Raw genomic sequence first — 22,259 nt, 5'->3', positions numbered from 1 at the left:
TCCTGTTCTCGATCGATGTTATTCCATTCTTCCATCCGCAAAGAGCTGGCACGCAGCTTCGGGGCCACGCTGGTGGTGCTGTTCACCATCGTGTTGACGATGCTGCTGATCCGCACGCTGGGCCTGGCCTCGAAAGGCAGCGTCGACCCGCAGGAGATCGCGCTGGTGCTGGGCTACACCGTCATCGGCCGCATGCCCACCATCCTCACGCTGGCGCTCTTCATCGCCATCGTCTTCACGCTCTCGCGCATGTACCGCGACAGCGAAATGATCATCTGGTTCTCCAGCGGCCGCTCGCTCGGGGGCTTTCTGCGACCGGTGATGCGCTTCTCGTGGCCGATCCTGGTGGTCATCACGCTGATGGTGTTCTTCGTCTGGCCCTGGGCCAATGCACAGACCGACCAGTTGCGCGACCGCTTCGAGCGCCGGGGTGACCTGGAGCGCGTGGCGCCCGGGCAGTTCCAGGAGTCGTCGAGCGGGCGTCGCGTGTTCTTCATCGACAAGGACACGGCGGACGGCACCGAGGGCCGCAACATCTTCATCTCCAGCACCGAAAACGACGGCCGCGAGACCGTGACCTCGGCGCGTTCGGGCCGCATCGAGTGGCTCAACGAGCAGCAGATCCTGATGCTCAACAACGGTCAGCGCCTGGAGACGCCGGCCGACCAGAGCAGCCTGAAGGTGAGCGAATTCGAGGAGTACGGCACCCAGATCGGCTCCTCCGCCATCAGCCAGCGCGGCGAAGCCCTCAAGGCCCGCAACAGCTGGGACCTGATCCGCGACCCCACCCGCGCCAACCTCGGCGAGCTGGGCTGGCGCATCGGCATGGCCTTGACCGCCATGAACTTCGTGCTGATCGCCGTGGCCACCACCACCGGCAACCCGCGCGCCGGTCGCGGCGGCAACCTGTTCTTCACCCTGTTCGCCTTCGTGTTCTATTACAACCTGCTCAACCTGGGCCAGAGCTGGGTGGCCAGCGGCCTCTTCAGCCTGGGCGGCTACATGGTCGGCCTGCATGGCGGCGTGTTCGTGCTGACCGTGCTGTGGTTCTTCAAACGCCACTACAACCTGAGCGTGCGCGGCTGGCTCAGCGCGCGGCGCACGGCGCGCAGCGCCGCCGTGGGAGCGGGCGCATGAAAACCATCCGCCGTCTCATCTATGGCGAAGTGTTCGCGGCCGTGACCTTCGTGCTGCTGGCTTTCCTCTCGCTGTTCTTCTTCTTCGACTTCGTCGACGAGTTGCCCGCGCTGGGCAAGCCCTCGGCGCTCGACCCCTCGCTGGTCTACGAAGTGCCGCATGCCCTGCTCTACGTGGGGTTGCTCATGCCCAGCCGGATCTACGAGCTGCTGCCGATTGCCGTGTTGATCGGCTCCGTCTTCGTGCTCGCGCGCCTGGCGCAGGGCTCGGAATACACCATCCTGCGCACCAGCGGCCTGGGCCCGTGGCGGGCACTGCGAATGCTGCTGGGCCTGGGCGCGGTGTTCGTGGTGCTCACCTTCGCCATCGGCGACTACCTGGCGCCGCTTTCGGACAAGACGGCCCAGCTGCTCAAGGCGCGTTACCAAGGCAACATCAGCCTGGGCCAGACCGGCGCCTGGCTCAAGGAAAAGCAGCCCTACAGCAACTTCTCGGTCAATGTGGGCTCCATGTCGCCGCAAGGCGAATTGGGCAATGTGCGCATCTTCGAGTTCAACAACCAGGGCTTCCTGGTCTCCACGCTGCACGCCCAGACCGGGCAGATCGAGGTGGACGACTCCTGGACCCTGCGGCAGGTGCAGCGCCGCGAATTCGACACCGCCGGGCAGGCCTCCGGCCGCATCCAGCGCGAAGCGCTCGAGACCCTGCGCTGGCCCAGCGGCATCAACGCCGAGATGGTGTCGGTGGCGCTGCTCAAGCCCGAGCGCATGCGCACGGCCGACCTGTTCGGCTACATCCGCCACCTGGAGGCCAACGGTCAGACGGCCCAGCGCTACGAGATCGAGTTCTGGCGCAAGGTGTTCTACCCCTTGAGCTGTCTGGTGATGGTGGTGCTCGCGCTGCCCTTCGCCTACCTGCACTTCCGCTCGGGCAGCATCACCGGCTACGTCTTCGGCGGCGTGATGATCGGCATCAGCTTCTTCCTGCTGAACAACGTGTTCGGCTACATCGGCAACCTCAACCAGTGGCAGCCCTGGCTGGCCGCGGCCTCGCCGGCCCTGATCTACTCCGTGTTCTCGCTCGGCGCCTTCGGGTGGCTGGTGCTTCGGAGGTAGCGGCCATGCTCGGTGTGATCGTTTTCGCCCATGGGTCGCGCGACCCCCTGTGGCGCCAGCCGGTCGAGTCGGTGGCGCAGCAGATCGCGCGCCGCGACGCTTCGGCCGTGGTGTCCTGCGCCTACCTCGAACTCAGCGAGCCCGACATCGCCACGGCGGCGCGCCAGCTGGTGGCCCAGGGTGTGACGCGGGTGCGGGTGCTGCCCCTCTTCTTCGGCATGGGCAAGCACGCCCGTGAAGACCTGCCGGTGCTGATGGCCCAGCTGGCCGCCACACACCCCGCCGTGACCTTCGAACAATTGCCCGCCGCTGGCGAAGACCCTCGCCTGACCGCCCTGCTCGCCCAAATCGCGCTGGAGACCGCCGCATGAACCTGCACCAGTTCCGTTTCGTGCAGGAGGCGGTGCGCCGCAACCTGAACCTCACCGAGGCCGCCAAGGCCCTGCACACCTCGCAGCCCGGCGTCTCCAAGGCCATCATCGAGCTGGAAGACGAGCTCGGCATCGAGATCTTCGCGCGCCACGGCAAGCGCATCAAGCGCGTGACCGAGCCGGGCCAGCAGGTGCTCAAGAGCATCGACATCATCCTGCGCGAGGTCAACAACCTCAAGCGCATCGGCGAGCAGTACTCGGCCCAGGACAGCGGTACGCTGTCCATCGCCACCACCCACACCCAGGCGCGCTACGTGCTGCCCGGGCCCGTGGCCGCGCTGCGCCAGGCCTACCCCAAGGTCGGCATCAGCCTGCACCAGGGCTCGCCCGACCAGGTGGCCAAGATGCTGATGGAGGAAGTGGCCGAGATCGGCATGGCCACCGAATCGCTGGTGAACTACCCCGAGCTGGTCACGCTGCCCTGCTACGAGTGGCAGCACGTGCTGGTGCTGCCGTTCGACCACCCCTTGCTGGAGCGCGAGCGCATCACGCTCGACGACCTGGCCCAGGTGCCGCTGGTGACCTACCACCCCAGCTTCACCGGCCGCACCCGGATCGACCAGGCCTTCGCCCTGCGCCACCTGCAGCCCAACATCGTGCTCGAGGCGATCGACTCGGACGTGATCAAGACCTATGTGAAGCTGGGCATGGGCGTGGGCATCGTGGCCGAGATGGCCATGCAGGGCGAGAACCAGACCCCCGACCTGGTGGCCCGCCCCGCCGCGCAGCTGTTTGGCCACAACCTCGCGCGCGTGGCCTTCAAACGCGGCACCTACCTGCGCCACTTCGTGCTGCGCTTCGCCGAGCTGCTGAGCGACCGCCTCTCGCGCGACCTCATCCTGCGCGCCATGAGCGGCACCCCGGACGACTACGAGTTGTGACCCCATGAGTTCCCTACCGCCCCGCACCCCCGCCCTCGCCTCCCGCCTGCCCAAGGTCGGCACCACCATCTTCACCGTCATGTCCTCGCTCGCCGCCGAGCACGGCGCGGTGAACCTGGGCCAGGGCTTCCCCGATTTCGACTGCGACCCGGCCCTGGTGGAAGCGGTCACGCGGGCCATGCAGGCCGGCCACAACCAGTACCCGCCCATGCCCGGCGCGCTCGCGCTGCGCCAGGCCATGGCCGCCAAGATGCAGGCCCTCTACGGCCTGGCCTGCGACCCGGCCACCGAGATCACCGTGACGGCGGGCGCCACGCAGGCCATCCTGACCGCCATCCTCGCCGTGGTGCAGCCCGGCGACGAAGTGATCGTGCTCGAACCCTGCTACGACAGCTACGTGCCCAACATCGAGCTCGCCGGCGGCGTCGCGGTGCGCGTGCCGCTCACGCCCGGCACCTTCCGGCCCGACTTCGACCGCATCGCCGCCGCCATCACGCCGCGCACGCGCGCCCTGATCATCAACAGCCCGCACAACCCCAGCGGCATGGTCTGGAGCGAGGCCGACATGCTGCGCCTGCAGGCGCTGCTCGCGCCCACCGACGTGCTGCTGATCAGCGACGAGGTGTACGAGCACATGGTGTTCGATGGCCAGGCGCACCAGAGCGCGGCGCGCTTCCCCGGCCTGGCCGCGCGCGCCTTCATCGTCAGCAGCTTCGGCAAGACCTACCATGTGACCGGCTGGAAGGTCGGCACGGTGGTGGCGCCGGCCGCGTTCACGGCCGAGTTCCGCAAGGTGCACCAGTTCAACGTGTTCACGGTGAACACCCCGGTGCAGCACGCGCTGGCCACCTACATGGGCAACCCGGCGCCCTACCTGCAGCTGGCCGCGTTCTACCAGCGCAAGCGCGACCTGTTCCGCGAAGGCCTGGCCGCCACGCGCTTTCGCCTGTTGCCTGGTGAAGGCACCTACTTCCAGTGCGTGGACATTTCGGCCCTGGCCGTGCCCGAGCGCGACCTGCCCGAGGGTGACTTCTGCCAGTGGCTCACGAAGGAGATCGGCGTGGCCGCCATCCCGCTTTCGGCCTTCTATGGCGACGGTTTCGACCAGCGCGTGGTGCGTTTCTGCTTCGCGAAGAAGGACGACACCTTGCGCGAAGCCCTTGCACGCCTGGCGCGCCTGTAAGGCTCAGCACCGCACGGGGTTGCGGCAGTAGCGCTCCAGTTCGACCACCGTGGCCTGGCGGGCCACGGCCTGCTTCGCGTTCGGCCCCACCTCCAGGCTGAGCTTCATCTCGTACTTCTTGAAGAAGTCGTCGAACAGTTCGCCACCCAGAGTGCCGGTGGCGGTGAGCGTGTCACTCTTCGCATCGTGCTCGATCAGCACCGCGCACAGGGGTTGCTCGGCCGGGCCGTTGAGCACCTGGGCACCACGCGCCGGGTCGTACTGGCTGTGGTCGGCGCAGCAGTGGATCAGGTCGTTGCCCTTGCTCGGCGTCTGCGGATTCGTGGCCGCGCCCTTGCGGAAGCTGATGAAGCTCAGCTCCTTGGTCGGGTACACCAGCTTGTGCGCGCAGATGGCCGAGAACGCGACCAGGCTCCTGCGCGGGCCGATGCCCCCCGGCCACTGGTAGCTCTGCTTATCGCGGGTCTGCAGCTGGGTCGCCGCCGCCGGTTTGCCCAGGTCGAGCAGGAACACCGGTGTCGCTTCGAAGGGGTAGTGGAAAACGTAGTTGGTCTGCGGTTTCAGGTTCGACGCCTTGAGCGGTTTGCCCACATCGTCGAGCAATTGAACCCGGCCGTACGAACGTGGTCTGGCATCCGCGGCCCAGGCGGTCTGCGCCAACGCCGCCGCCAGCGAGCCACCGCCGAGCGCGCACACTTCCACGAATTCGCGTCGATCCATCGCCCATCTCCAATGAAAGGCCGTTGCGCCGGCCACCTTGGGGCAGTGAAACGCATGCATCCGCCGGTGTCAACCCGTGTTTTTCTCACATGCCGGCGTCAAGAAGTGCATCCGGCACGCCGATATGGACGTAACTTGGGACACCGAGCGGCCTGTCGGACAGGCTTTTTTTTCGCGCATCGCTGAAGGACCTTTCCCCGTGACCTCCCTCCTCCCTTTCCATCGCCTCAAGAACCTGAGCCGCCGTGCGGTGCTTTGGCAGGCCTGCGCCGCTGTCGCCTGGGGCTTGAGCAGCCCGGCCCACGCCACGCCCAGCACGACCGTGGTCGAAGCCGTTCAACTGCCCGCCTGGGTGGAGCGCAACGGCCAGCGCCGCCCGGCCGAGCCCGGGGCCCAACTGCGCGCCAACGACAAGGCCATCACCGCCAACGGCTCGCGCATGCTGCTGCGCATGGACGACCGCAGCACCATCAAGCTGGGGGAGCAGACCGAGTTCCTGATCCAGTCGCTGGACACCAGCCGCAGCAGCGCCACCGCGCCCAGCGAGCAGAAGAGCGCCTTCAAACTCGTGAGCGGCGTGTTCCGCTACGCCACCGACTACACCAGCAAGGCCCTGGGCAACAAGCGCGAACTCAACGTCGAGCTGGCCACGGCCACGGTGGGCATCCGCGGCACCGACTTCTGGACCATGACCGATGCGGCCCACGACGCCGTGTGCGTGTTCGAGGGCAAGGTCGAGGTGGTGCGCGAGGCCAAGCCGGGCATCGAACTCGACAAACCCGGGGCGTTCTGGGTGGTGTTCACCGGCCAGCCGGAAAAACCGGCCGACCAGGCCACGCCGGCCCAGCTGGCCAAATTCATCGGCCAGGCCGAAATGCAGCCCGGCAGCGGTGTGCTGCTGCAAGGCGGGCGCTGGCGCACCGTGGCGGCCACCTTCAGCAGCGCTACCGATGCCGCCGCGCTGCGCACCCGGCTGCAGACCGCGGGCTACCCGGCTCAAACCCTGGCCAAGGATGGGCGCCACGAGGTGCGCATCAACCAGTTGGCCACGCGCGACGACGCCGAAGCCGTCTTGCAGCGGCTGCGCGCCGACGCCGCCCTGGGCGTGAGCGAAGGCCGCGTGGCGCTCACCGCGAACTGAGCCTTTCGCCTGAGGCTCAGGCGTTGAGCTGGGTCCAGGCCTTCTCCAGCCGCTTCACGCTCACCGGCTGGGGGGTGCGCAGTTCCTGCGCGAAGAAACTCACCCGCAGCTCCTCCAGCAGCCAGCGCAGTTCCTGAAGGCGGGCGTCCTGCACGCCCTTGCGCTCGGCCACCAACCGCCAGAAGCGCTGATCCTGCGGCCGCAGCTCGGCCAGCTTGGCGGCGTCGCGCGCCGGGTCGGCGCGCAGCTTGTCCAGCCGCAACTGCACCGCCTTGAGATACCGCGGCAGGTGCTGCAACTGCGCGTACGGCGTCTGCAGGAGAAAGCGCTTGGGCACCAGGCGTTGCAGCTGCTGCGCGATGTCGGTGGCCGCGTCCGCCGGCGGTTTGCTGTCCTTGAGCTTGCGCGCGGCGGCGGCGTACTCCGTGAGCACGGTGCCGGCCGTGCGGGCGATCTCGTTGGCTATCAGCGTGAGGCGCCCCCGCCCCTCTTCCACGCGCCGCTTGAAGGCGGCTTCGTCGGTGGGCAGCGGGTCGCCGAGGAAGGCGCGGTCCAGCGCGAGTTCCAGGATCTGCGAGCGCAACTCTTCCAGCGTGCCACCACCGCCCGCTTCCTTGCCCACCTGCATGTAGGCCACGCCCATGGCCTGCAGGCCGGGCAGGTTCTTTTCCAGGTACTTCAGCGCGTCGCGGATCTGCAGCGCGCACAGGCGGCGCAGGCCTTCGCGGTGCCGCGCCTGGGCCACCTCGGGCTCGTCGAACACCTCGATGCGCACCGCCTCGCCGTCGTCCACCAGCGCCGGGAAGCCAATCAGGGTCTGCTGGCCCTGGCGGATTTCCATCAGCTCGGGCAGCTCGCCGAAATCCCAGGCGGTGTGGCGCTGGGCCGCGCTCACGGCCGGGGCCTTGGCGGCGGCCGCCTTGGCCGCCACCGGCGCCGGGCCGCCCTTGACGGGCGCGGCGGGCACAGGCGCCGCGCGCAACCCTTCCATCTTGAGCGAGGCCAGGGCCTGGAAGGCCCCGCGCGCCTGCGCGCCCAGCTCGGCCTTGAGCGCCGCGAGATTGCGGCCCTGGCCCAACTGCCGGCCGTGTTCGTCGACCACGCGCAGGTGCATGAAGTGGTGCGCGCTGAGCATGTCGACCTTGATGTCGTTGCGCTGGATATCGAGCTGCGTGGCCTCGCGCACCAGCTTGAGCACCGCGTCCATCAGGTTGCCGGCGCCGAAGGTGGCGGGCTCACACAGCGCCTGCGCGAAACGCTCGGCGGTCGCCGGCAAAGGCACCAGGCGCGAGCGCGGGCGCTGGTGCAGGGTCTTGAGCAAAGCCAGCACCTTTTCCTTGAGCATGCCGGGCACCAGCCAGTCGCAGCGGTCTTCGCTGGCCTGGTTGAGCGCGAAGATCGGCAGCGTGACCGACAGGCCATCGCGCGGGTCGCCAGGCTCGTGCAGGTAGCTGCAGGCGCAGTCCACACCGCCAAGGCGCAGTGTCTTGGGGAAGGTCTGCGTGGTGATGCCGGCGGCCTCGTGCCGCATCAGCTCCTCGCGCGTGAGCAGCAGGAGCTTGGGGTTCTCGCGCACGGCGTCGCGGTACCAGCGCTCCATGGCCGCGCCGTTGCAGATGTGCGCGGGCAATTGCTGGTCGTAGAAGGCGTAGATCAGCTCCTCGTCCACCAGCACGTCCTGCCGGCGCGACTTGTGCTCCAGCTCGGCCACCTGGCGCACCAGCTTCTGGTTCGCGGCCAGGAACGGCAGGCGCGTCTCCCACTCGCCGGCCACCAGGGCTTCGCGAATGAAGATCTCGCGCGCGCCGGCCGGGTCTACCTTGCCGTAGTCGGTGCGGCGGTTGCTGTAGACCACCAGGCCATACAGCGTGGCGCGCTCCAGCGCCGTGACCTGCGCGGCTTTTTTCTCCCAGTGCGGGTCGAGCAGCTGTTTCTTGATCAGGTGCCCACCCACCTGCTCCAGCCACAGCGGCTCGATGCCGGCGATGCCGCGCCCGAACAGGCGCGTGGTCTCCACCAGCTCGGCACACACGATCCAGCGACCGGGGCGCTTGCTCAGGTTCGCGCCCGGGTGGCGGTGGAACTTGATGCCGCGCGCGCCCAGGTACCAGTCTTCGGTTTCGTGCTTCTGACCCACGTTGCCCAGCAGCCCGGCCAGCATGGCCAGGTGCAGTTGCTCGTAGCTGGCGGGCTTGTCGTTGAGCCTCCACTGGTGCTCGGCCACCACGGTGTGCAGCTGGCTGTGGATGTCGCGCCACTCGCGCACGCGCCGCACATTGACGAAGTTCTCGCGCAGCACGCTCTCGTACTGCCGGTGGCTGAGCTTGTGGTCCTTGCCGTGGCCACCCTTGGTGTCCTCCAGCCATTTCCAGAGCTTGAGCGTGCCGCTGAACTCGCTCTTCTCGTCGTCGAACTTGGCGTGCGCCTGGTCCGCCTGCGCCTGTTTGTCCAGCGGGCGGTCGCGCACATCCTGCACGCTCAGGGCCGAGGCGATCACCAGCACCTCGTCGAGCGCGCCGCGCTGCTGCGCCTCCAGAATCATGCGGCCCACGCGCGGGTCCAGCGGCAGGCGCGATAGCGTCTGACCGATGGGCGTGAGTTCGTTGGCCTCGTCCACCGCGTTGAGTTCGGCCAGCAGCTGATAGCCATCGACGATGGCGCGCTTCTGCGGTGCCTCGATGAAGGCGAAGTCTTCCACCGCGCCCAGGCGCAAGGCCTTCATGCGCAGGATCACGCCCGCGAGCGAGCTGCGCAGGATCTCGGGGTCGGTGAACGCCGGGCGCGCGCCGAAGCCGGCTTCGTCGTACAGCCGGATCGCGATCCCGTCGGCGACACGGCCGCAGCGGCCGGCGCGCTGGTTGGCCGCGGCCTGGCTGATGGGCTCCACCATGAGCTGCTCCACCTTCTGGCGGAAGCTGTAGCGCTTCACGCGGGCGGTGCCGGCATCGATCACGAAACGGATGCCGGGCACCGTGAGCGAGGTCTCGGCCACGTTGGTGGAGAGCACGATGCGCCGCCCGCTGTGGTCCTGGAAGATGCGGTCCTGCTCGGCCTGCGACAGGCGCGCGAACAGCGGCAGCACCTCGGCGTTGCGCAGCGTGGGAATGTGGCTCAGGTGTTTGCGCAGGTGGTCGGCCGCCTCGCGGATCTCGCGCTCGCCCGGCAGGAACACCAGGATGTCGCCGCCGGCCGGGCCGCGCCAGAGTTCGTCCACCGCGTCGGCGATGGCGTTGTTCAGGTCGTAGTCGCGGCTTTCCTCGAACGGGCGCCAGCGCACCTCCACCGGAAAGGTGCGGCCCGAGACCATGAGCACCGGCGCCGGGCCCTTGGCCGAGGCGAAGTAGCGCGCGAAACGGTCGGCGTCGATGGTGGCGGAGGTCACGACCACCTTGAGGTCGGGCCGGCGCGGCAGCAGCTGGCGCAGGTAGCCGAGCAGGAAGTCGATGTTCAGGCTGCGCTCGTGCGCCTCGTCGATGATGATGGTGTCGTAGGCGCGCAGGTCGGGGTCGGTCTGCGTTTCGGCGAGCAGGATGCCGTCGGTCATCAGCTTGACGGAGGCGTCCTTGGACAGGCGGTCCTGGAAGCGCACCTTGTAGCCCACCACATCGCCCAGCGGTGTCTTGAGTTCCTCGGCGATGCGCTTGGCCACGCTGGAGGCGGCGATGCGCCGCGGCTGGGTGTGGCCGATCAGCTGGCCGCGCTGGCCCGGTTTCGCGTTGCACTTGCCCCGCCCCATGGCCAGCGCGATCTTGGGCAGCTGCGTGGTCTTGCCCGAGCCTGTTTCGCCGCAGACGATGACGACCTGGTGGTCGCGCATCGCGGCCTCGATCTCATGGCGGCGCGCAGAGACGGGCAGGCTTTCCGGGAATTCGATGTGCAGCGGCGTGGAGGACAAGTGGGAACTTCGGTCAAAATCGGGCAACCGGCCATTATCCGCGCCCGGCCCCATGCCCGCCTGACCACCGCCCCATGTCCACTGTCTTCAACTTCACCTTCGTCCCCTGGTTCCGCTCGGTCGCGCCTTACATCCACAAGCACCGAGGCAACACCATCGTGGTCGGCATCGCGGGCGAGGCCATCGCGGCCGGCAAGCTGGAGAAGCTGGCGCAGGATCTGGCGCTCATTCAAAGCATGGGCGTGGACATCGTGCTGGTGCACGGCTTCCGGCCGCAGGTGAACGAACAGCTGCGGCTCAAAGGCCATGAGGCGAAGTACTCGCACGGCATGCGCATCACCGACGAGGTGGCGCTGGACTGCGCCCAGGAAGCCGCTGGCCAGCTGCGCTACGAGATCGAGGCCGCCTTCAGCCAGGGCCTGCCCAACACGCCCATGGCGGGCGCCACGGTGCGCGTGATCTCCGGCAACTTCATCACCGCGCGGCCCGTGGGCCTGATCGACGGTGTGGATTTCATCCACTCCGGCCTGGTGCGCAAGGTGGACACCGACGGCATCCAGCGCACGCTCGACATGGGCGCGATGGTGCTGCTCTCGCCCTTCGGCTTCTCGCCCACCGGCGAGGCCTTCAATCTGACCATGGAAGACGTGGCGACCTCGGTGGCCGTCGCGCTGCAGGCCGACAAGCTGATGTTCCTGACCGAGGTGCCGGGCATTCGCGTCGATCAGGCCGACCCGGAAAGCGACATCGACACCGAGCTGCCGCTGGCCGACGCGAAGAAGATGCTGGCCGCCCTGCCCTCGGCCACGCAGCCCACCGACACCGCGTTCTACCTGCAGCACTGCATCCGCGCCTGCGAAGGCGGCGTGGACCGCAGCCACATCCTGCCGTTCTCGGTGGACGGAGCGCTGCTGCTGGAGATCTACACCCACGACGGCATCGGCACCATGGTGGTGGACGAAAAGCTGGAGAGCGTGCGCGAGGCCACCATGGACGACGTGAGCGGCATCGTGGCGCTGATCGAGCCGTTCGAGAAGGACGGCACCCTGGTCAAGCGCGACCGCACCGAGATCGAACGCGACGCGGGCAACTACACCATCATCGAGCACGACGGCGTGATCTTCGGCTGCGCGGCGCTCTACCCCTACCCGGAAGAGCGCACCGGTGAAATGGCCGCGCTCACCGTCTCACCTCAGACGCAGAGCCAGGGCGACGGCGAACGGCTGCTCAAGCGCATCGAGACCCGGGCCAAGGCGCAAGGCCTGCAAAGCATCTTCGTGCTCACCACCCGCACCATGCACTGGTTCGTCAAGCGCGGCTTCGTGCAGGTCAGCGCCGATTGGCTGCCGGAGGCGCGCAAGCGCAAGTACAACTGGGACCGCAAGAGCCAGGTGCTGGTGAAGAAGCTGAGCTGAGGGCCGGCGCCGGCCCGGACGGCCTCAGGCGGCGGCCGGGCGCTTCACCCAGAGGGCCACGGCCAGCGCGATGATGGCCGAGAAGCACAGGAAGGACCAGTTCGCGATCGACAGGCCGAGGAAGGTCCAGTCGATCACCGAGCAGTCGCCGCTGCCGCGAAAGATCATGGGAATGGCGCGGCGCAGCGGGAAGGCTTCGATCATGCCGAAGAAGTCGCGCCCGCAGCTCATGATCTCGGGCGGATTCCACTGCAGCCAGCTCTGGCGCGCGGCCGTGAAAGCACCGAAGACCGCGAGCAGGCCCATCAGCGCGATGCCGGCCTGCCGCGCCGCGCGGCCCTTCAACAGGGCCGAGATGCCGGCCACCAGCGCCACCGCCACCAGGGCGTAGCGCTGCACGATGCACATGGGGCAAGGCTCCAGGCCCACGACGTGCTGCAGGTACAGGCCGAAGGCCAGCATGGCGGCGCAGGCGGCGGCCACCAGCCCCAGGATGCGGCGGGGGTGCTGGGTCAGGGGAGACGGTTGGCCAGGGGAAAGGATGGCGATCAAGGGAAATCCTGAAGTTGGGAGAAGGCGGCCGCCGGGCGGGACAGATCACTGAGCCCGGCGATCCACCGCAAGTTCCCCCGCTTCAGCTCACGAAGGCGCGTTCGATGACGAAATCGCCCGGCGTCGTGGTGTTGCCTTCCTTGAAGCCGCGCTTCTCGCACAGGGCCTTGAGGTCGCGCAGCATCTCGGGGCTGCCGCAGATCATCACACGGTCTTCGGCCGGGTTCAGGGGCGGAATACCCAGGTCCTTGGCGATCACGCCGTCGCCCAGCAGCTGGGGAATGCGACCCTGGTGCATGAAGGGCTCGCGCGTGACGGTGGGGTAGTACAGCAGCTTCTGCTGCACGGCCTCGCCCAGGAACTCGTCCTGCTTGAGCTGCTCGGTGATCAGTTCGCGGTAGGCCAGCTCCTTGACCTGGCGCACGCCGTGCACCAGCACGACCTGCTCGAAGCGCTCGTAGGTTTCCGGATCGCGGATGACGCTCATGAAGGGCGCCAGGCCGGTGCCCGTGCCCAGCAGGTACAGGCGCTTGGCCGGCAACAGGTAGTCGATCAGCAGGGTGCCGGTGGGCTTGCGGCCGACGACGATGCTGTCGCCCACCTGGATGTGCTGCAGGCGCGAGGTCAGCGGGCCGTCCTGCACCTTGATGCTGAGGAACTCGAGGTGGTCGGCCCAGTTCGGGCTGACGATGCTGTAGGCGCGCAGCAGGGGCTTGTCGTTCACGCGCAGGCCGATCATGGTGAAGTGGCCGTTGGAAAACCGCAGCGAGGTGTCGCGCGTGGTGGTGAAGCTGAACAGCCGATCGGTCCAATGGTGAACGCTGAGCACGCGCTCTTCCAGAAATGCACTCATGAGAGATCCTGATGGGGTCGAACCCCGTATTGTAAAAAGTCGGGCCGGCCGTGCGGCTGGCGGGGTGATCGGCCGGCCCCACTCGCGGGACGGACACCGAAACCTTGCTACAGTGACGGGCTGCCCGGGATACCCGGGGCCTTGCGCCCACCACGGCGAACTGCGCCGACGAACAAAGAGTCCCGGATCATGCCGACGATTGGCCTGTCCGGGAACGAATTATTTCTTCAGTTCGTTATAACCAATCCATCTAACCCACACCTCCTAGGACGTTTCTCATGGCACGCACCGTTCATTGCATCAAGCTCGGCAAGGAAGCCGAAGGCCTGGACTTTCCGCCCTACCCGGGCGAAATGGGCAAGCGCCTGTACGAGAACGTGAGCAAGGAGGCCTGGGCCGCCTGGCTCAAGCACCAGACCATGCTGCTCAACGAAAACCGCCTGAACCTGGCTGACGCGCGCGCGCGCCAGTATCTCGCGCGCCAGATGGAAAAGCATTTCTTCGGCGAGGGCGCCGACGCCGCCGCCGGTTTCGTGCCGCCGCCGCCCGAAGGCAACTGACCGCCGCCCGGGCCGTGCCCCCACCCCCAGCCCGCCATGCCCTGGTGATCGGCGCCGGCCTGGCGGGCGCCGCGGTCTGCGCGGCGCTGGCTCGGCGCGGCTGGCGGCTCACGCTGGTCGATGCCGCCAGCGGCCCGGCGCAAGGCGCCTCGGCCCTGCCGGTGGGCATGCTGAGCCCCCATGTCACCCGCGCGCCCACCCCGCTGTCGCGGCTGTCCGCACTGGGCGTGGCGACCACCCTGGCCGAGCTGCAGCGGCTGGTTCCACCAGGCCAGGGATGGCAAGCCTGCGAGGTGGACAACCTGGGACCCGATCCGGGCCGCTGGCCCGCCGCGCTGGTGCGCCCGGCCGCCCTGGTGCGGGCCTGGCTCGACGAAGCGGCGAACCTGGGCACGTTGGCGTGCCTTTGGCAAACCCCGGTGCAGACGTTGGCCCCCTCCGCCGTGGGCTGGCACGCGCTGGATGCCCAGGGCCGCTGCGTGGCCGAAGCCCCAGTGGCCGTGATCGCCTCGGCCTATGGCAGCCATGCCCTGCTGGCAGGACCCACCGGCTGGATGGAGCCCGACGCCCTGCCCCTGCGCCCCGTCAAGGGGCAGATGAGCCTGGCCGCCCAGAGCGGCGACCCGCTGGCCGAGCGGCCGCAACGCGACAACGGCGTGTACGTGCCCCTCTATGAAGACACCGGGTTGCCGCCCGCCTGGCCGGCGCGCGTCTGGGCCATGGGCTCCACCTACGAGCGCGGCGAGAACAGCACGCAGCTGAGCGAGCAGGCGCACGAGCGCAACGCCGAGAGCCTGGAGGCCATCTGCCCGCGCGCGGCGCTGGATCTGCGGCAGGCCTGGCAGCGAGGCGAGCTGCTGGGTTGGGCGCAGGTGCGCTGCGCCTCGTTGGACCGCCTGCCGCTGGTGGGTGCGGTGCCCGACGGCGAGGCCCTGAAGGCCCACATGGCGGCGGCCGGTGTCCGGCGGGGCCGTGTGCCCTTGGCGGACACCCCCCGCCGGCCTGGGCTCTACCTGCTGGCCGCGCTGGGCTCGCGCGGCATCACCTTGGCCGCCTGGTGCGCGAACCAGCTGGCCGCCCAGATGGAGGGTGAGCCCACGCCCGACGCGGAAGAGGACCTGCTGCGGGCGATCGATCCCGCGCGCTTCGCCTGGAAACAGGCGCGCCGTCAGTAGCTCAGATCAGGTCCAGCCACTCGGACACCTGGCGCGGCTGGAACGGCCGCTCCAGCAGGGCCGTGATGCCCACGCGGTGCGCGTCGCGCCGCACCCGGCGGCGGCGCCACCAGCCCGCCAGCGGGCCGGCCAGCTCGGTCGTCGCCAAGGTCAGCGCCTGGGGATTGCGGGCGACGAAGTGGCGCATCAGCGCCCACACGTCGATGCGGTGGTCGTCCAGGTTGAACACGCCGCACACGTAGCGGTTGCGCTCCATGAGTTCCAGCGCGGTCTCGGTGTCGACCACCTCGTCCACATGGCCCACGCCCGCCAGGGCCAGGCGGGTGCGCAGGTAGGTGCCTTCCTGATCCTCCGCCCCCACCACCAGCGCGCGCCGGGTCATGTCGGTGGCTTCGGCGGTGTCCATCTCGAGGTCGATGTCCAGCGGCGCCGGTGCGGTCACGTCCAGATCGAGCAGGCCCGAATCGGCCTGCCGGGCGGCGAACACCAGGTCCAGGTCGTGCAGCACGGCGGCCCATTCGATGGGCCGGTCCAGCACCCGCCAGGCGTGTTCGGGGGCGTCCGGGCCGACCCAGATCAGGCGCTGCCCGGGTGGCATCTCCTTGGCGTGCGACAACACGGCCTCCAGGCTTTCGCCATCCACCAACGCCACCTGGGCCACGCCGGAAGGGATCACCGCGCCCGGCGGGGCCATGGGCACCCAGGGGGCGTAAGACAGCTCGCGTTCCTGCGACAGGCGGAACACGGTGTTCAGCGCATGGCGTTCCACGTCGGAAAAACCGACCACGCTGACCAGGATGCGCTGCTTTTGCATGGCGCGGATGTTACGCCCAGCAGACCGATGTGCGGTCGGAGTTGTACGACGAGCGGCCATCTCGTGTGCGATTCGGCACATCGCTCATTTGTTTATTCCCGGGTGGCATATACCCATGAACAAAAAATCGTTTGGGATATATCGATGTCTCTCTACAGTCTCGCCCATGCCTGACATCGCCATCATCCTGGCCGGATTCGCCGTGGGACTCATCGTGGGTCTCACGGGGGTGGGTGGCGGCTCGCTCATGACGCCCATCCTGATCTTCTTTTTCGGCGTCAAACCCTACCTCGCGGTCGGCACCGACCTGCTGTTCGCCGCCTTCACCAAGATGGGCGGCACGGTCAGCCTGGCGCGGCAGAAGCTGGTGCCCTGGCGCGTGGTCGGCCAGCTGAGCGCCGGCAGCCTGCCGGCGGCGCTGTTGACGTTGCTGGTGCTGCGCCAGCTCGGCCCCACGAGCGCAACGGTGCAATCGCTGATGACGAACACCCTGGGCGTGGCGCTGCTGCTGACGGCGGTGGCCATGCTCTACAAGGCGGCGCGCGGCAAACAGCTGCCCCGCCAATTGCCCGAAGGCCAGCTGGCCCAGGCCACGCATGCGCGCCACTGGAGCCTGCCGGTGCTGTTCGGTGCGGTGATCGGCACCCTCGTCACGCTCACCTCGGTCGGTGCGGGCGCCATCGGTGTCTCCGTGCTGCTGTTGCTGTTTCCCCTGTTGCCGCTGCCCCGCATCGTGGCCGCCGACATCGCTTACGCCGTTCCGCTCACGCTGGTCGCCGGCCTGGGCCACGCGAGCCTGGGCTCGGTCGACTGGCCGCTGCTGGCCAAGCTGCTCGCCGGTTCGCTGCCCGGCATCTGGCTGGGCACGCGTCTGATGCGCCATACCCCTGAGCGCCTGGTGCGCTCGGCGCTGTCGCTGCTGCTGGCCTATGCCGGCACGAAGCTGATCGCTTTTTGATTCCTGAAGACCCACGAAGACGATGTACCAATATTCCGACTTTGACCGCCAGTTCGTGCACCTGCGCGCCGCCCAGTACCGGGACCAGCTGACCCGCTGGCAAGCCGGCACGCTGGGCGACGACGAGTTCAAGCCGCTGCGCCTGCAGAACGGCTGGTACGTGCAGCGCTTCGCGCCCATGCTGCGCGTGGCCGTGCCCTACGGCGAGATCTCCGCGCCGCAACTGCGCGTGCTGGCAAAGATCGCGCGCGACTACGACCACAAGGAAGATCACGACGTTTCCAAGGCCAACGCCGGTCTGTCCGAAGTGCCCACTCTGCCCGACCGCTGCGGCCACTTCACCACGCGCCAGAACGTGCAGTACAACTGGATCCCGCTCTCGCGCTCGGCCGATGTGATGGACCTGCTGGCCAGCGTGGGCCTGCACGGCATCCAGACCAGCGGCAACTGCATCCGCAACATCACCACCGACGCGCTTGCCGGCATCGCGATCGACGAGGTCGCCGATCCGCGCCCCTTCGCCGAAATCCTGCGCCAGTGGAGCACGCTGCACCCCGAGTTCGCCTTCCTGCCGCGCAAGTTCAAGGTGGCCATCACCGGCGCGCGCGAAGACCGCGCGGCCACCCCCTGGCACGACGTGGGCTTGCGCCTGCTGCGCAATGTCGACGGCGACCTGGGCTTCCAGGTGCGCGTGGGCGGTGGCATGGGCCGCACGCCCATCATCGGCAGCGTGGTCCGCGAGTTCCTGCCCTGGAACCAGATCCTCAACTACCTCGAAGCCGTGGTGCGCGCCTACAACCGCTTCGGCCGCCGCGACAACATCTACAAGGCCCGCATCAAGATCCTGGTGAAGGCCGAAGGCCAGGCCTTCACCGACCAGGTGGAAGCCGAGTACCAGGACATCCTCGAGAAGGACGGCGCGCCGCACACCATCAGCCAGGCCGAACTGGACCGCGTGAGCGCCTTCTTCGTGCCGCCGCAACTCAACTGCGACCGCAAGAGCGCCGACGCCAAGATCGCGCACATCCTCAAGGCCGCGGCCGAGGACGACCTGGAATTCAGCCGCTGGCTGCAGCAGAACGTCAAGCCGCACCAGAACCCCGACCTGCGCGCCGTCACGCTGTCGTTCAAGCGATTCGGGCAAGCCCCCGGCGATGCCACGGCCGAACAGCTCGAGCGCGCCGCCGAACTGGCCGAGCGCTTCTCGGCCGGCGAAGCCCGCGTGACGCACGAACAGAACCTGCTGCTGCCCTGGGTGCGCTGCGACCAGTTGCCCGAGCTGTGGCGCGAGGCGCGCCGCCTGGGCCTGGCCAAGCCCAACATCGGCCTGCTCACCGACATGATCGCCTGCCCCGGCGGCGACTTCTGCGACCTCGCCAACGCGCGCTCGCTGCCGCTGGCACAGGCCATCCTGGGCCGCTACAAGGACCTCGACGAGCTGCACGACCTGGGCGAGATCGACCTGCACATCAGCGGCTGCATCAACTCCTGCGGCCACCACCACAGCGGCCACATCGGCATCCTGGGCGTCGACAAGGACGGCCAGGAGTGGTACCAGGTCACGCTCGGCGGCTCGGACGGCACGCGCCTCTCCGGCGACGCCACGCCGGGCAAGGTGATCGGCCCGTCCTTCGCCGCCAGCGAAGTGCCCGACGTGATCGAGGCCCTGCTCGACACCTACCGCGCCCAGCGCACGGGCCAGGAGACCTTCGTGAACACCCTGCGCCGCACCGGTGCCGACCCGTTCAAGACCGCCGCCAACGCGGTGCGCACGAGCACGGCCCGCGCCGCCGCCTGAGGAGAGACCGCATGAGCCAGAACCTTCAACTCTTCAGCGCCGACACGTTCACGGCCACCGAAGCCGAGTCGCAACGCCTCTCGATCGCCAACGACGCCGATCCCCGCGAGGCCGACCTGAGCGGCATCGGCGTGGTGGAACTGCACTTCCCCAAGTTCAGCGACGGCCGCGCCTTCAGCCAGGCCTTCCTGCTGCGCCGCCGCCTGGGCTTCACGGGCCAGATCCGCGCCACGGGTGACGTGCTGATCGACCAGCTGGTGCAGATGCAGCGCAGCGGCTTCAGCCAGGCCGTGCTGCGCGCCGACCAGAACCTCGCCCATGGTGAAGCGCTGCTGAAGCACTACCCCGCCTTCTACCAGGGCGATGCGGTGCACACCACGCCGCATTTCGCCGCCACCGCCTGAGCGTCTCACAGCCACAGCCATGACCGCCATCGCTCTCTACAACCGCCCCTCGCCCGACTTCGCCGCCAAGGTCGAGCGCAGCATCGCACTGCTGCGTGAGACGGCCGCCAACCACCCCAGGCTCACGCAAGCCTCCAGCCTGGGCGCGGAAGACATGGTGGTCACGCACCTGATGCACCTGGCCGGCATCGAGGCCAGCGTCTTCGTGCTGGAGACCGGCAAGCTGCACGCCGAGACGCTCGCGCTGATCCCGAAGATCGAGCAGCGCTACGGCCTCAGCGTGCAGGTGTTCCGGCCCAAGCAGGAATCGGTGATCCACTTCGTGCGCAAGAACGGTGAAGAGGCGATGTACCAGAGCATCGAACTGCGCAAGGCCTGCTGCGACATCCGCAAGATGGAGCCCCTGGCGCGCGCCCTGGCCGGCCAGGACGGCTGGATCACCGGCCTGCGCCGCGAGCAATCCAACGCGCGCGCCGAAGTGGGCGAGATCGTGCAGGAGCCCGAGCGCATCAAGGTCAGCCCCATCGTCGAATGGACCTGGGGCGATGTCTGGCACTTCATTGCCGAACACCAGCTCGACTACAACGCGCTGCACGACCAGTTCTTCCCCAGCATCGGCTGCGCGCCCTGCACGCGCGCCATCAGCGTCGGCGAGGACTTCCGCGCCGGCCGCTGGTGGTGGGAGCAGGAAAGCGCCAAGGAATGCGGCCTGCATGTGCAGCCCGCCGCCGAACCCCTCGTATCGCCTCTCGAACGGACCCACGCATGAACGCCCGCACCGAAACCGCCGTGATCCAGACCGCGCTGCAACACGCCAGCGATCACCACCTGAGCAACGCCCACCTGGATGCCCTGGAAGAGGAAACCATCTTCATCCTGCGCGAGGTGGCTGCCGCCTTCGAGCGCCCCGCGCTGCTGTTCTCGGGTGGCAAGGACTCGCTGGTCATGCTCAAGTGCGCCGAGAAGGCCTTCGGCGCCGGCCGCATCCCCTACCCGCTGCTGATGATCGACACCGGCCACAACTTTCCCGAAGTGACCGATTTCCGCGACCTGCGCGCCAAGGAACTCGGCGCCGAACTGATCGTGCGCAGCGTCGAGGACTCGATGGCGCGTGGCACCGTGCGCCTGGCCCATCCAGGCGAGAGCCGCAACGTGCACCAGTCGGTCACGCTGCTGGAAGCCATCGAGGAATTCCGCTTCGATGCGCTGATCGGCGGCGCACGGCGCGACGAGGAGAAAGCCCGCGCCAAGGAGCGCATCTTCAGCCACCGCGACAGCTTCGGTCAGTGGCAACCCAAGGCGCAACGCCCCGAGCTCTGGACGCTGTTCAACACCCGGATCCAGCCCGGCGAGCACTTCCGCGTGTTCCCCATCAGCAACTGGACCGAGCTGGACGTGTGGCAGTACATCGCGCGCGAAAACATCGCCCTACCCTCGATCTACTACACGCACCAGCGCGAAGTGATCGACCGCCGCGGCCTGCTCGTGCCGGTGACCGAACTCACGCCGCCGCGCGACGGCGAAACCGTGGAGGTGCGCGACGTGCGCTTCCGCACCGTGGGCGACATCACCTGCACCTGCCCGGTGGAGAGCCTGGCCGCCACGGCCGACGACATCGTGATCGAGACGCTGGCCGCCGAGGTCAGCGAACGCGGCGCCACGCGCATGGACGACAAGACGTCCGACGCCTCGATGGAGAAGCGCAAGAAAGACGGGTACTTTTGACGCCCCCGCGCCGCGCCCGTGGCGCGTCACCCCCACTGGGGGCGGTGTCTGCGGGCCGGCGAAGCCGGACCCGCGACACCCTTGAACAGATATCTCTCGCAGAAAGATCGCCATGACCACCGCTGAACTCGCTCCCATTGCTCAAGACACCCGCTCCGCCCTGCGCCTCATCACCTGCGGCAGCGTGGACGATGGCAAGAGCACGCTGATCGGCCGCCTGCTGGTCGACAGCAAGGCCGTGCTGCAGGACCACCTGGCCGGCGTGCAGCGCCACGGCCAGACCGACCTCGCCCTGCTGACCGACGGCCTGTCGGCCGAGCGCGAGCAAGGCATCACCATCGACGTGGCCTACCGCTACTTCAGCACCGAAGCGCGCAAGTTCATCATCGGCGACGCACCGGGCCATGAGCAGTACACGCGCAACATGGTCACGGCGGCCTCCAGCGCCGACGCGGCCGTGGTGCTGGTGGACGCCACCAAGCTGAACTGGGCCGACGCCGCGCTGCAACTGCTCCCTCAGACCCGCCGCCACAGCCTGCTGCTCAAGCTGCTGCGCGTGCCCTCGGTGGTGTTCGCCATCAACAAGCTCGACGCCGTCGAGGACAGCCGCACGGCCTTCGCCCACATCGCCGCGGCGCTGCGGCAGTTCGCCGCGCAGGCCGGCATCCCGGTCACGGCCACCGTGCCGGTGTCGGCCCTCAAGGGCTGGAACGTGGTGGACGCCAGCGAGCAGGCCGGCTGGTGCGGCTACAGCGGCCCAACGCTGCTGGAGATCCTCGAAGGCCTGCCCGTCACGCCGGCCGACAACACGCTGCCCTTCGCCTTCGCCGTGCAATGGGTGGAGAAATTCAGCAGCTCGTCCGACACCTCGCAAGGCCGCCGCGTCTTCTGGGGCCGTGTGGCCACGGGTGGCGTGCAGCCGGGCCAGGCGGTGCGCATCATGCCCAACGGTCAGACCGCCGTGGTCGCGCAAGTGCTCAACCACGTGCGCCAGCCCCAGGCCGTGCTGGCCGGCCACAGCGCCGGCATCGTGCTCGACCGCGAGGTTGATGTCTCGCGCGGCGACTGGCTGCTGGCCGTCGAGGACGGTGAAGCGCAGGACACCCTGACGGGCAGCCGCGAGATCCGCGCCACCGTGGCCTGGCTCGACGACGAGACCCTGGTGCCCGGCCGCGTGTACTGGGCGCTGCATGGCCACCGCTGGGTCAAGGCCAAGATCAAGCGCATCGTGCACCGCCTGGACATCCACACACTGGCCGAGGAAGAGGCCAGCCAGCTCGAGCCCAACGCCATCGGCCACATCGAGCTGGCGCTGCAGGAACCGCTGGCCACCCTGCCCTTCGAGCGCTCGCGCACCCTCGGGTCCCTGGTGCTGGTGGACACCGCCAGCCACCGCACCTCGGGCGCCTTGCTGGTGCTCTGAAAGACCCTCCGTCCTTAACGCGTACCCAGGCAAGGGGCTTGCGCCTGCCTGGGGTTCAGGGAAACCCTAAAATCCGGGG

The 22,259-nt window shown here is 68.4% G+C and carries 20 protein-coding genes; 15 read left to right on the top strand and 5 right to left on the bottom strand.

All coding sequences use genetic code 11. The features are described 5' to 3' along the window. The first annotated feature begins 15 nt into the window (after positions 1-15). Genes lptF through ABSY19_RS27185 form a run of 5 tightly spaced genes read left to right on the top strand, consistent with a single transcriptional unit; the run spans position 16 to position 4,747 of the window. Positions 16-1,137 (top strand): LPS export ABC transporter permease LptF, encoded by a 1,122-nt coding sequence (gene lptF, locus ABSY19_RS27205; protein ID WP_382157517.1) that lies wholly within the window; start codon positions 16-18, stop codon positions 1,135-1,137. Then, positions 1,134-2,252 carry an LPS export ABC transporter permease LptG gene (lptG, locus tag ABSY19_RS27200; RefSeq protein ID WP_382157515.1) on the top strand — a complete coding sequence of 373 codons (1,119 nt, stop codon included), beginning with the start codon at positions 1,134-1,136 and terminating at the stop codon, positions 2,250-2,252. Before lptF ends, lptG begins: the two co-directional genes overlap by 4 nt. Before the next feature lie 5 nt (positions 2,253-2,257). Further along, positions 2,258-2,623 (top strand): sirohydrochlorin chelatase, encoded by a 366-nt coding sequence (locus ABSY19_RS27195; protein ID WP_382157513.1) that lies wholly within the window; start codon positions 2,258-2,260, stop codon positions 2,621-2,623. Beyond that, entirely contained in the window at positions 2,620-3,564 is a 945-nt protein-coding gene (locus ABSY19_RS27190; protein WP_204734862.1) for a CysB family HTH-type transcriptional regulator, read from the top strand. Before ABSY19_RS27195 ends, ABSY19_RS27190 begins: the two co-directional genes overlap by 4 nt. 4 nt (positions 3,565-3,568) lie before the next feature. After that, positions 3,569-4,747 carry a pyridoxal phosphate-dependent aminotransferase gene (locus tag ABSY19_RS27185; RefSeq protein ID WP_382157511.1) on the top strand — a complete coding sequence of 393 codons (1,179 nt, stop codon included), beginning with the start codon at positions 3,569-3,571 and terminating at the stop codon, positions 4,745-4,747. 3 nt (positions 4,748-4,750) lie between these two features. Here ABSY19_RS27185 and ABSY19_RS27180 read toward each other — a convergent pair whose 3' ends face one another. After that, the gene (locus ABSY19_RS27180; protein WP_382157509.1) at positions 4,751-5,467 is read right to left on the bottom strand and encodes a (2Fe-2S)-binding protein; all 717 of its coding nucleotides are present in this window, start codon (positions 5,465-5,467) and stop codon (positions 4,751-4,753) included. A gap of 199 nt (positions 5,468-5,666) precedes the next feature. Here ABSY19_RS27180 and ABSY19_RS27175 point away from each other — a divergent pair, with 199 nt between their 5' ends. Beyond that, entirely contained in the window at positions 5,667-6,608 is a 942-nt protein-coding gene (locus ABSY19_RS27175) for a FecR domain-containing protein (protein WP_382157507.1), read from the top strand. Between the two features lie 16 nt (positions 6,609-6,624). Here ABSY19_RS27175 and hrpA read toward each other — a convergent pair whose 3' ends face one another. Next, entirely contained in the window at positions 6,625-10,557 is a 3,933-nt protein-coding gene (gene hrpA / locus ABSY19_RS27170) for an ATP-dependent RNA helicase HrpA (RefSeq protein WP_382157505.1), read from the bottom strand. A gap of 20 nt (positions 10,558-10,577) precedes the next feature. On the opposite strand from hrpA, the gene argA reads away from it, so the two are divergent. Continuing rightward, positions 10,578-11,918, top strand: coding sequence for an amino-acid N-acetyltransferase (gene argA / locus ABSY19_RS27165; RefSeq protein WP_382157503.1), 1,341 nt, complete (start codon positions 10,578-10,580; stop codon positions 11,916-11,918). Between the two features lie 24 nt (positions 11,919-11,942). Here argA and ABSY19_RS27160 read toward each other — a convergent pair whose 3' ends face one another. Together ABSY19_RS27160 and ABSY19_RS27155 are read right to left on the bottom strand one after the other, a co-directional pair. Next, entirely contained in the window at positions 11,943-12,461 is a 519-nt protein-coding gene (locus ABSY19_RS27160) for a disulfide bond formation protein B (protein ID WP_382163962.1), read from the bottom strand. 91 nt (positions 12,462-12,552) lie between these two features. Continuing rightward, entirely contained in the window at positions 12,553-13,323 is a 771-nt protein-coding gene (locus ABSY19_RS27155) for a ferredoxin--NADP reductase (RefSeq protein ID WP_291118977.1), read from the bottom strand. Between the two features lie 278 nt (positions 13,324-13,601). Here ABSY19_RS27155 and ABSY19_RS27150 point away from each other — a divergent pair, with 278 nt between their 5' ends. Both ABSY19_RS27150 and ABSY19_RS27145 read left to right on the top strand, forming a co-directional pair. Then, positions 13,602-13,883 (top strand): oxidative damage protection protein, encoded by a 282-nt coding sequence (locus tag ABSY19_RS27150; protein ID WP_291118974.1) that lies wholly within the window; start codon positions 13,602-13,604, stop codon positions 13,881-13,883. A gap of 14 nt (positions 13,884-13,897) precedes the next feature. Then, entirely contained in the window at positions 13,898-15,058 is a 1,161-nt protein-coding gene (locus tag ABSY19_RS27145; RefSeq protein WP_382157501.1) for an FAD-dependent oxidoreductase, read from the top strand. A gap of 1 nt (position 15,059) precedes the next feature. Here ABSY19_RS27145 and ABSY19_RS27140 read toward each other — a convergent pair whose 3' ends face one another. Continuing rightward, a complete protein-coding gene (locus ABSY19_RS27140; protein WP_382157499.1) occupies positions 15,060-15,872 on the bottom strand; it encodes a hypothetical protein in 813 nt (270 codons plus the stop codon). Between the two features lie 166 nt (positions 15,873-16,038). Between ABSY19_RS27140 and ABSY19_RS27135 the strand changes: the two genes are divergently transcribed. The 6 genes from ABSY19_RS27135 to ABSY19_RS27110 all read left to right on the top strand — a co-directional run bounded on the left by ABSY19_RS27135 (position 16,039) and on the right by ABSY19_RS27110 (position 22,180). Next, positions 16,039-16,830 (top strand): sulfite exporter TauE/SafE family protein, encoded by a 792-nt coding sequence (locus tag ABSY19_RS27135; protein ID WP_382157497.1) that lies wholly within the window; start codon positions 16,039-16,041, stop codon positions 16,828-16,830. A gap of 22 nt (positions 16,831-16,852) precedes the next feature. Next, positions 16,853-18,628: a nitrite/sulfite reductase gene (locus tag ABSY19_RS27130; RefSeq protein WP_382157495.1), complete on the top strand. Its 1,776-nt coding sequence runs from the start codon at positions 16,853-16,855 to the stop codon at positions 18,626-18,628. A gap of 11 nt (positions 18,629-18,639) precedes the next feature. Continuing rightward, the gene (locus ABSY19_RS27125; RefSeq protein WP_382157493.1) at positions 18,640-19,032 is read left to right on the top strand and encodes a DUF934 domain-containing protein; all 393 of its coding nucleotides are present in this window, start codon (positions 18,640-18,642) and stop codon (positions 19,030-19,032) included. Between the two features lie 19 nt (positions 19,033-19,051). Continuing rightward, positions 19,052-19,801: a phosphoadenylyl-sulfate reductase gene (locus tag ABSY19_RS27120; protein ID WP_382157491.1), complete on the top strand. Its 750-nt coding sequence runs from the start codon at positions 19,052-19,054 to the stop codon at positions 19,799-19,801. Further along, a complete protein-coding gene (gene cysD, locus ABSY19_RS27115) occupies positions 19,798-20,757 on the top strand; it encodes a sulfate adenylyltransferase subunit CysD (RefSeq protein WP_382157489.1) in 960 nt (319 codons plus the stop codon). The genes ABSY19_RS27120 and cysD overlap by 4 nt, the downstream gene beginning before the upstream one ends. Before the next feature lie 112 nt (positions 20,758-20,869). After that, the gene (locus ABSY19_RS27110; RefSeq protein WP_382157487.1) at positions 20,870-22,180 is read left to right on the top strand and encodes a sulfate adenylyltransferase subunit 1; all 1,311 of its coding nucleotides are present in this window, start codon (positions 20,870-20,872) and stop codon (positions 22,178-22,180) included. Positions 22,181-22,259: the final 79 nt, after the last annotated feature.

It is taken from the genome of Hydrogenophaga sp. ANAO-22 (assembly GCF_042466645.1).
Lineage (GTDB): Bacteria > Pseudomonadota > Gammaproteobacteria > Burkholderiales > Burkholderiaceae_C > Hydrogenophaga.
The sequence above is the reverse complement of the archived record's forward strand: the minus strand, read 5'-3'. Positions and strand labels throughout refer to the sequence as shown.

Coding starts and splice junctions, on each gene's coding strand:
- ABSY19_RS27110 (WP_382157487.1), top strand. CDS start 20,870: ATGACCACCGCTGAACTCGCTCCCATTGCTCAAGACACCCGCTCCGCC.
- ABSY19_RS27125 (WP_382157493.1), top strand. CDS start 18,640: ATGAGCCAGAACCTTCAACTCTTCAGCGCCGACACGTTCACGGCCACC.
- ABSY19_RS27130 (WP_382157495.1), top strand. CDS start 16,853: ATGTACCAATATTCCGACTTTGACCGCCAGTTCGTGCACCTGCGCGCC.
- ABSY19_RS27150 (WP_291118974.1), top strand. CDS start 13,602: ATGGCACGCACCGTTCATTGCATCAAGCTCGGCAAGGAAGCCGAAGGC.
- lptF (WP_382157517.1), top strand. CDS start 16: ATGTTATTCCATTCTTCCATCCGCAAAGAGCTGGCACGCAGCTTCGGG.
- ABSY19_RS27185 (WP_382157511.1), top strand. CDS start 3,569: ATGAGTTCCCTACCGCCCCGCACCCCCGCCCTCGCCTCCCGCCTGCCC.
- ABSY19_RS27155 (WP_291118977.1), bottom strand. CDS start 13,323: ATGAGTGCATTTCTGGAAGAGCGCGTGCTCAGCGTTCACCATTGGACC.
- ABSY19_RS27190 (WP_204734862.1), top strand. CDS start 2,620: ATGAACCTGCACCAGTTCCGTTTCGTGCAGGAGGCGGTGCGCCGCAAC.
- ABSY19_RS27180 (WP_382157509.1), bottom strand. CDS start 5,467: ATGGATCGACGCGAATTCGTGGAAGTGTGCGCGCTCGGCGGTGGCTCG.
- argA (WP_382157503.1), top strand. CDS start 10,578: ATGTCCACTGTCTTCAACTTCACCTTCGTCCCCTGGTTCCGCTCGGTC.
- hrpA (WP_382157505.1), bottom strand. CDS start 10,557: ATGGGGCCGGGCGCGGATAATGGCCGGTTGCCCGATTTTGACCGAAGT.
- ABSY19_RS27120 (WP_382157491.1), top strand. CDS start 19,052: ATGACCGCCATCGCTCTCTACAACCGCCCCTCGCCCGACTTCGCCGCC.
- ABSY19_RS27140 (WP_382157499.1), bottom strand. CDS start 15,872: ATGCAAAAGCAGCGCATCCTGGTCAGCGTGGTCGGTTTTTCCGACGTG.
- ABSY19_RS27195 (WP_382157513.1), top strand. CDS start 2,258: ATGCTCGGTGTGATCGTTTTCGCCCATGGGTCGCGCGACCCCCTGTGG.
- cysD (WP_382157489.1), top strand. CDS start 19,798: ATGAACGCCCGCACCGAAACCGCCGTGATCCAGACCGCGCTGCAACAC.
- lptG (WP_382157515.1), top strand. CDS start 1,134: ATGAAAACCATCCGCCGTCTCATCTATGGCGAAGTGTTCGCGGCCGTG.
- ABSY19_RS27135 (WP_382157497.1), top strand. CDS start 16,039: ATGCCTGACATCGCCATCATCCTGGCCGGATTCGCCGTGGGACTCATC.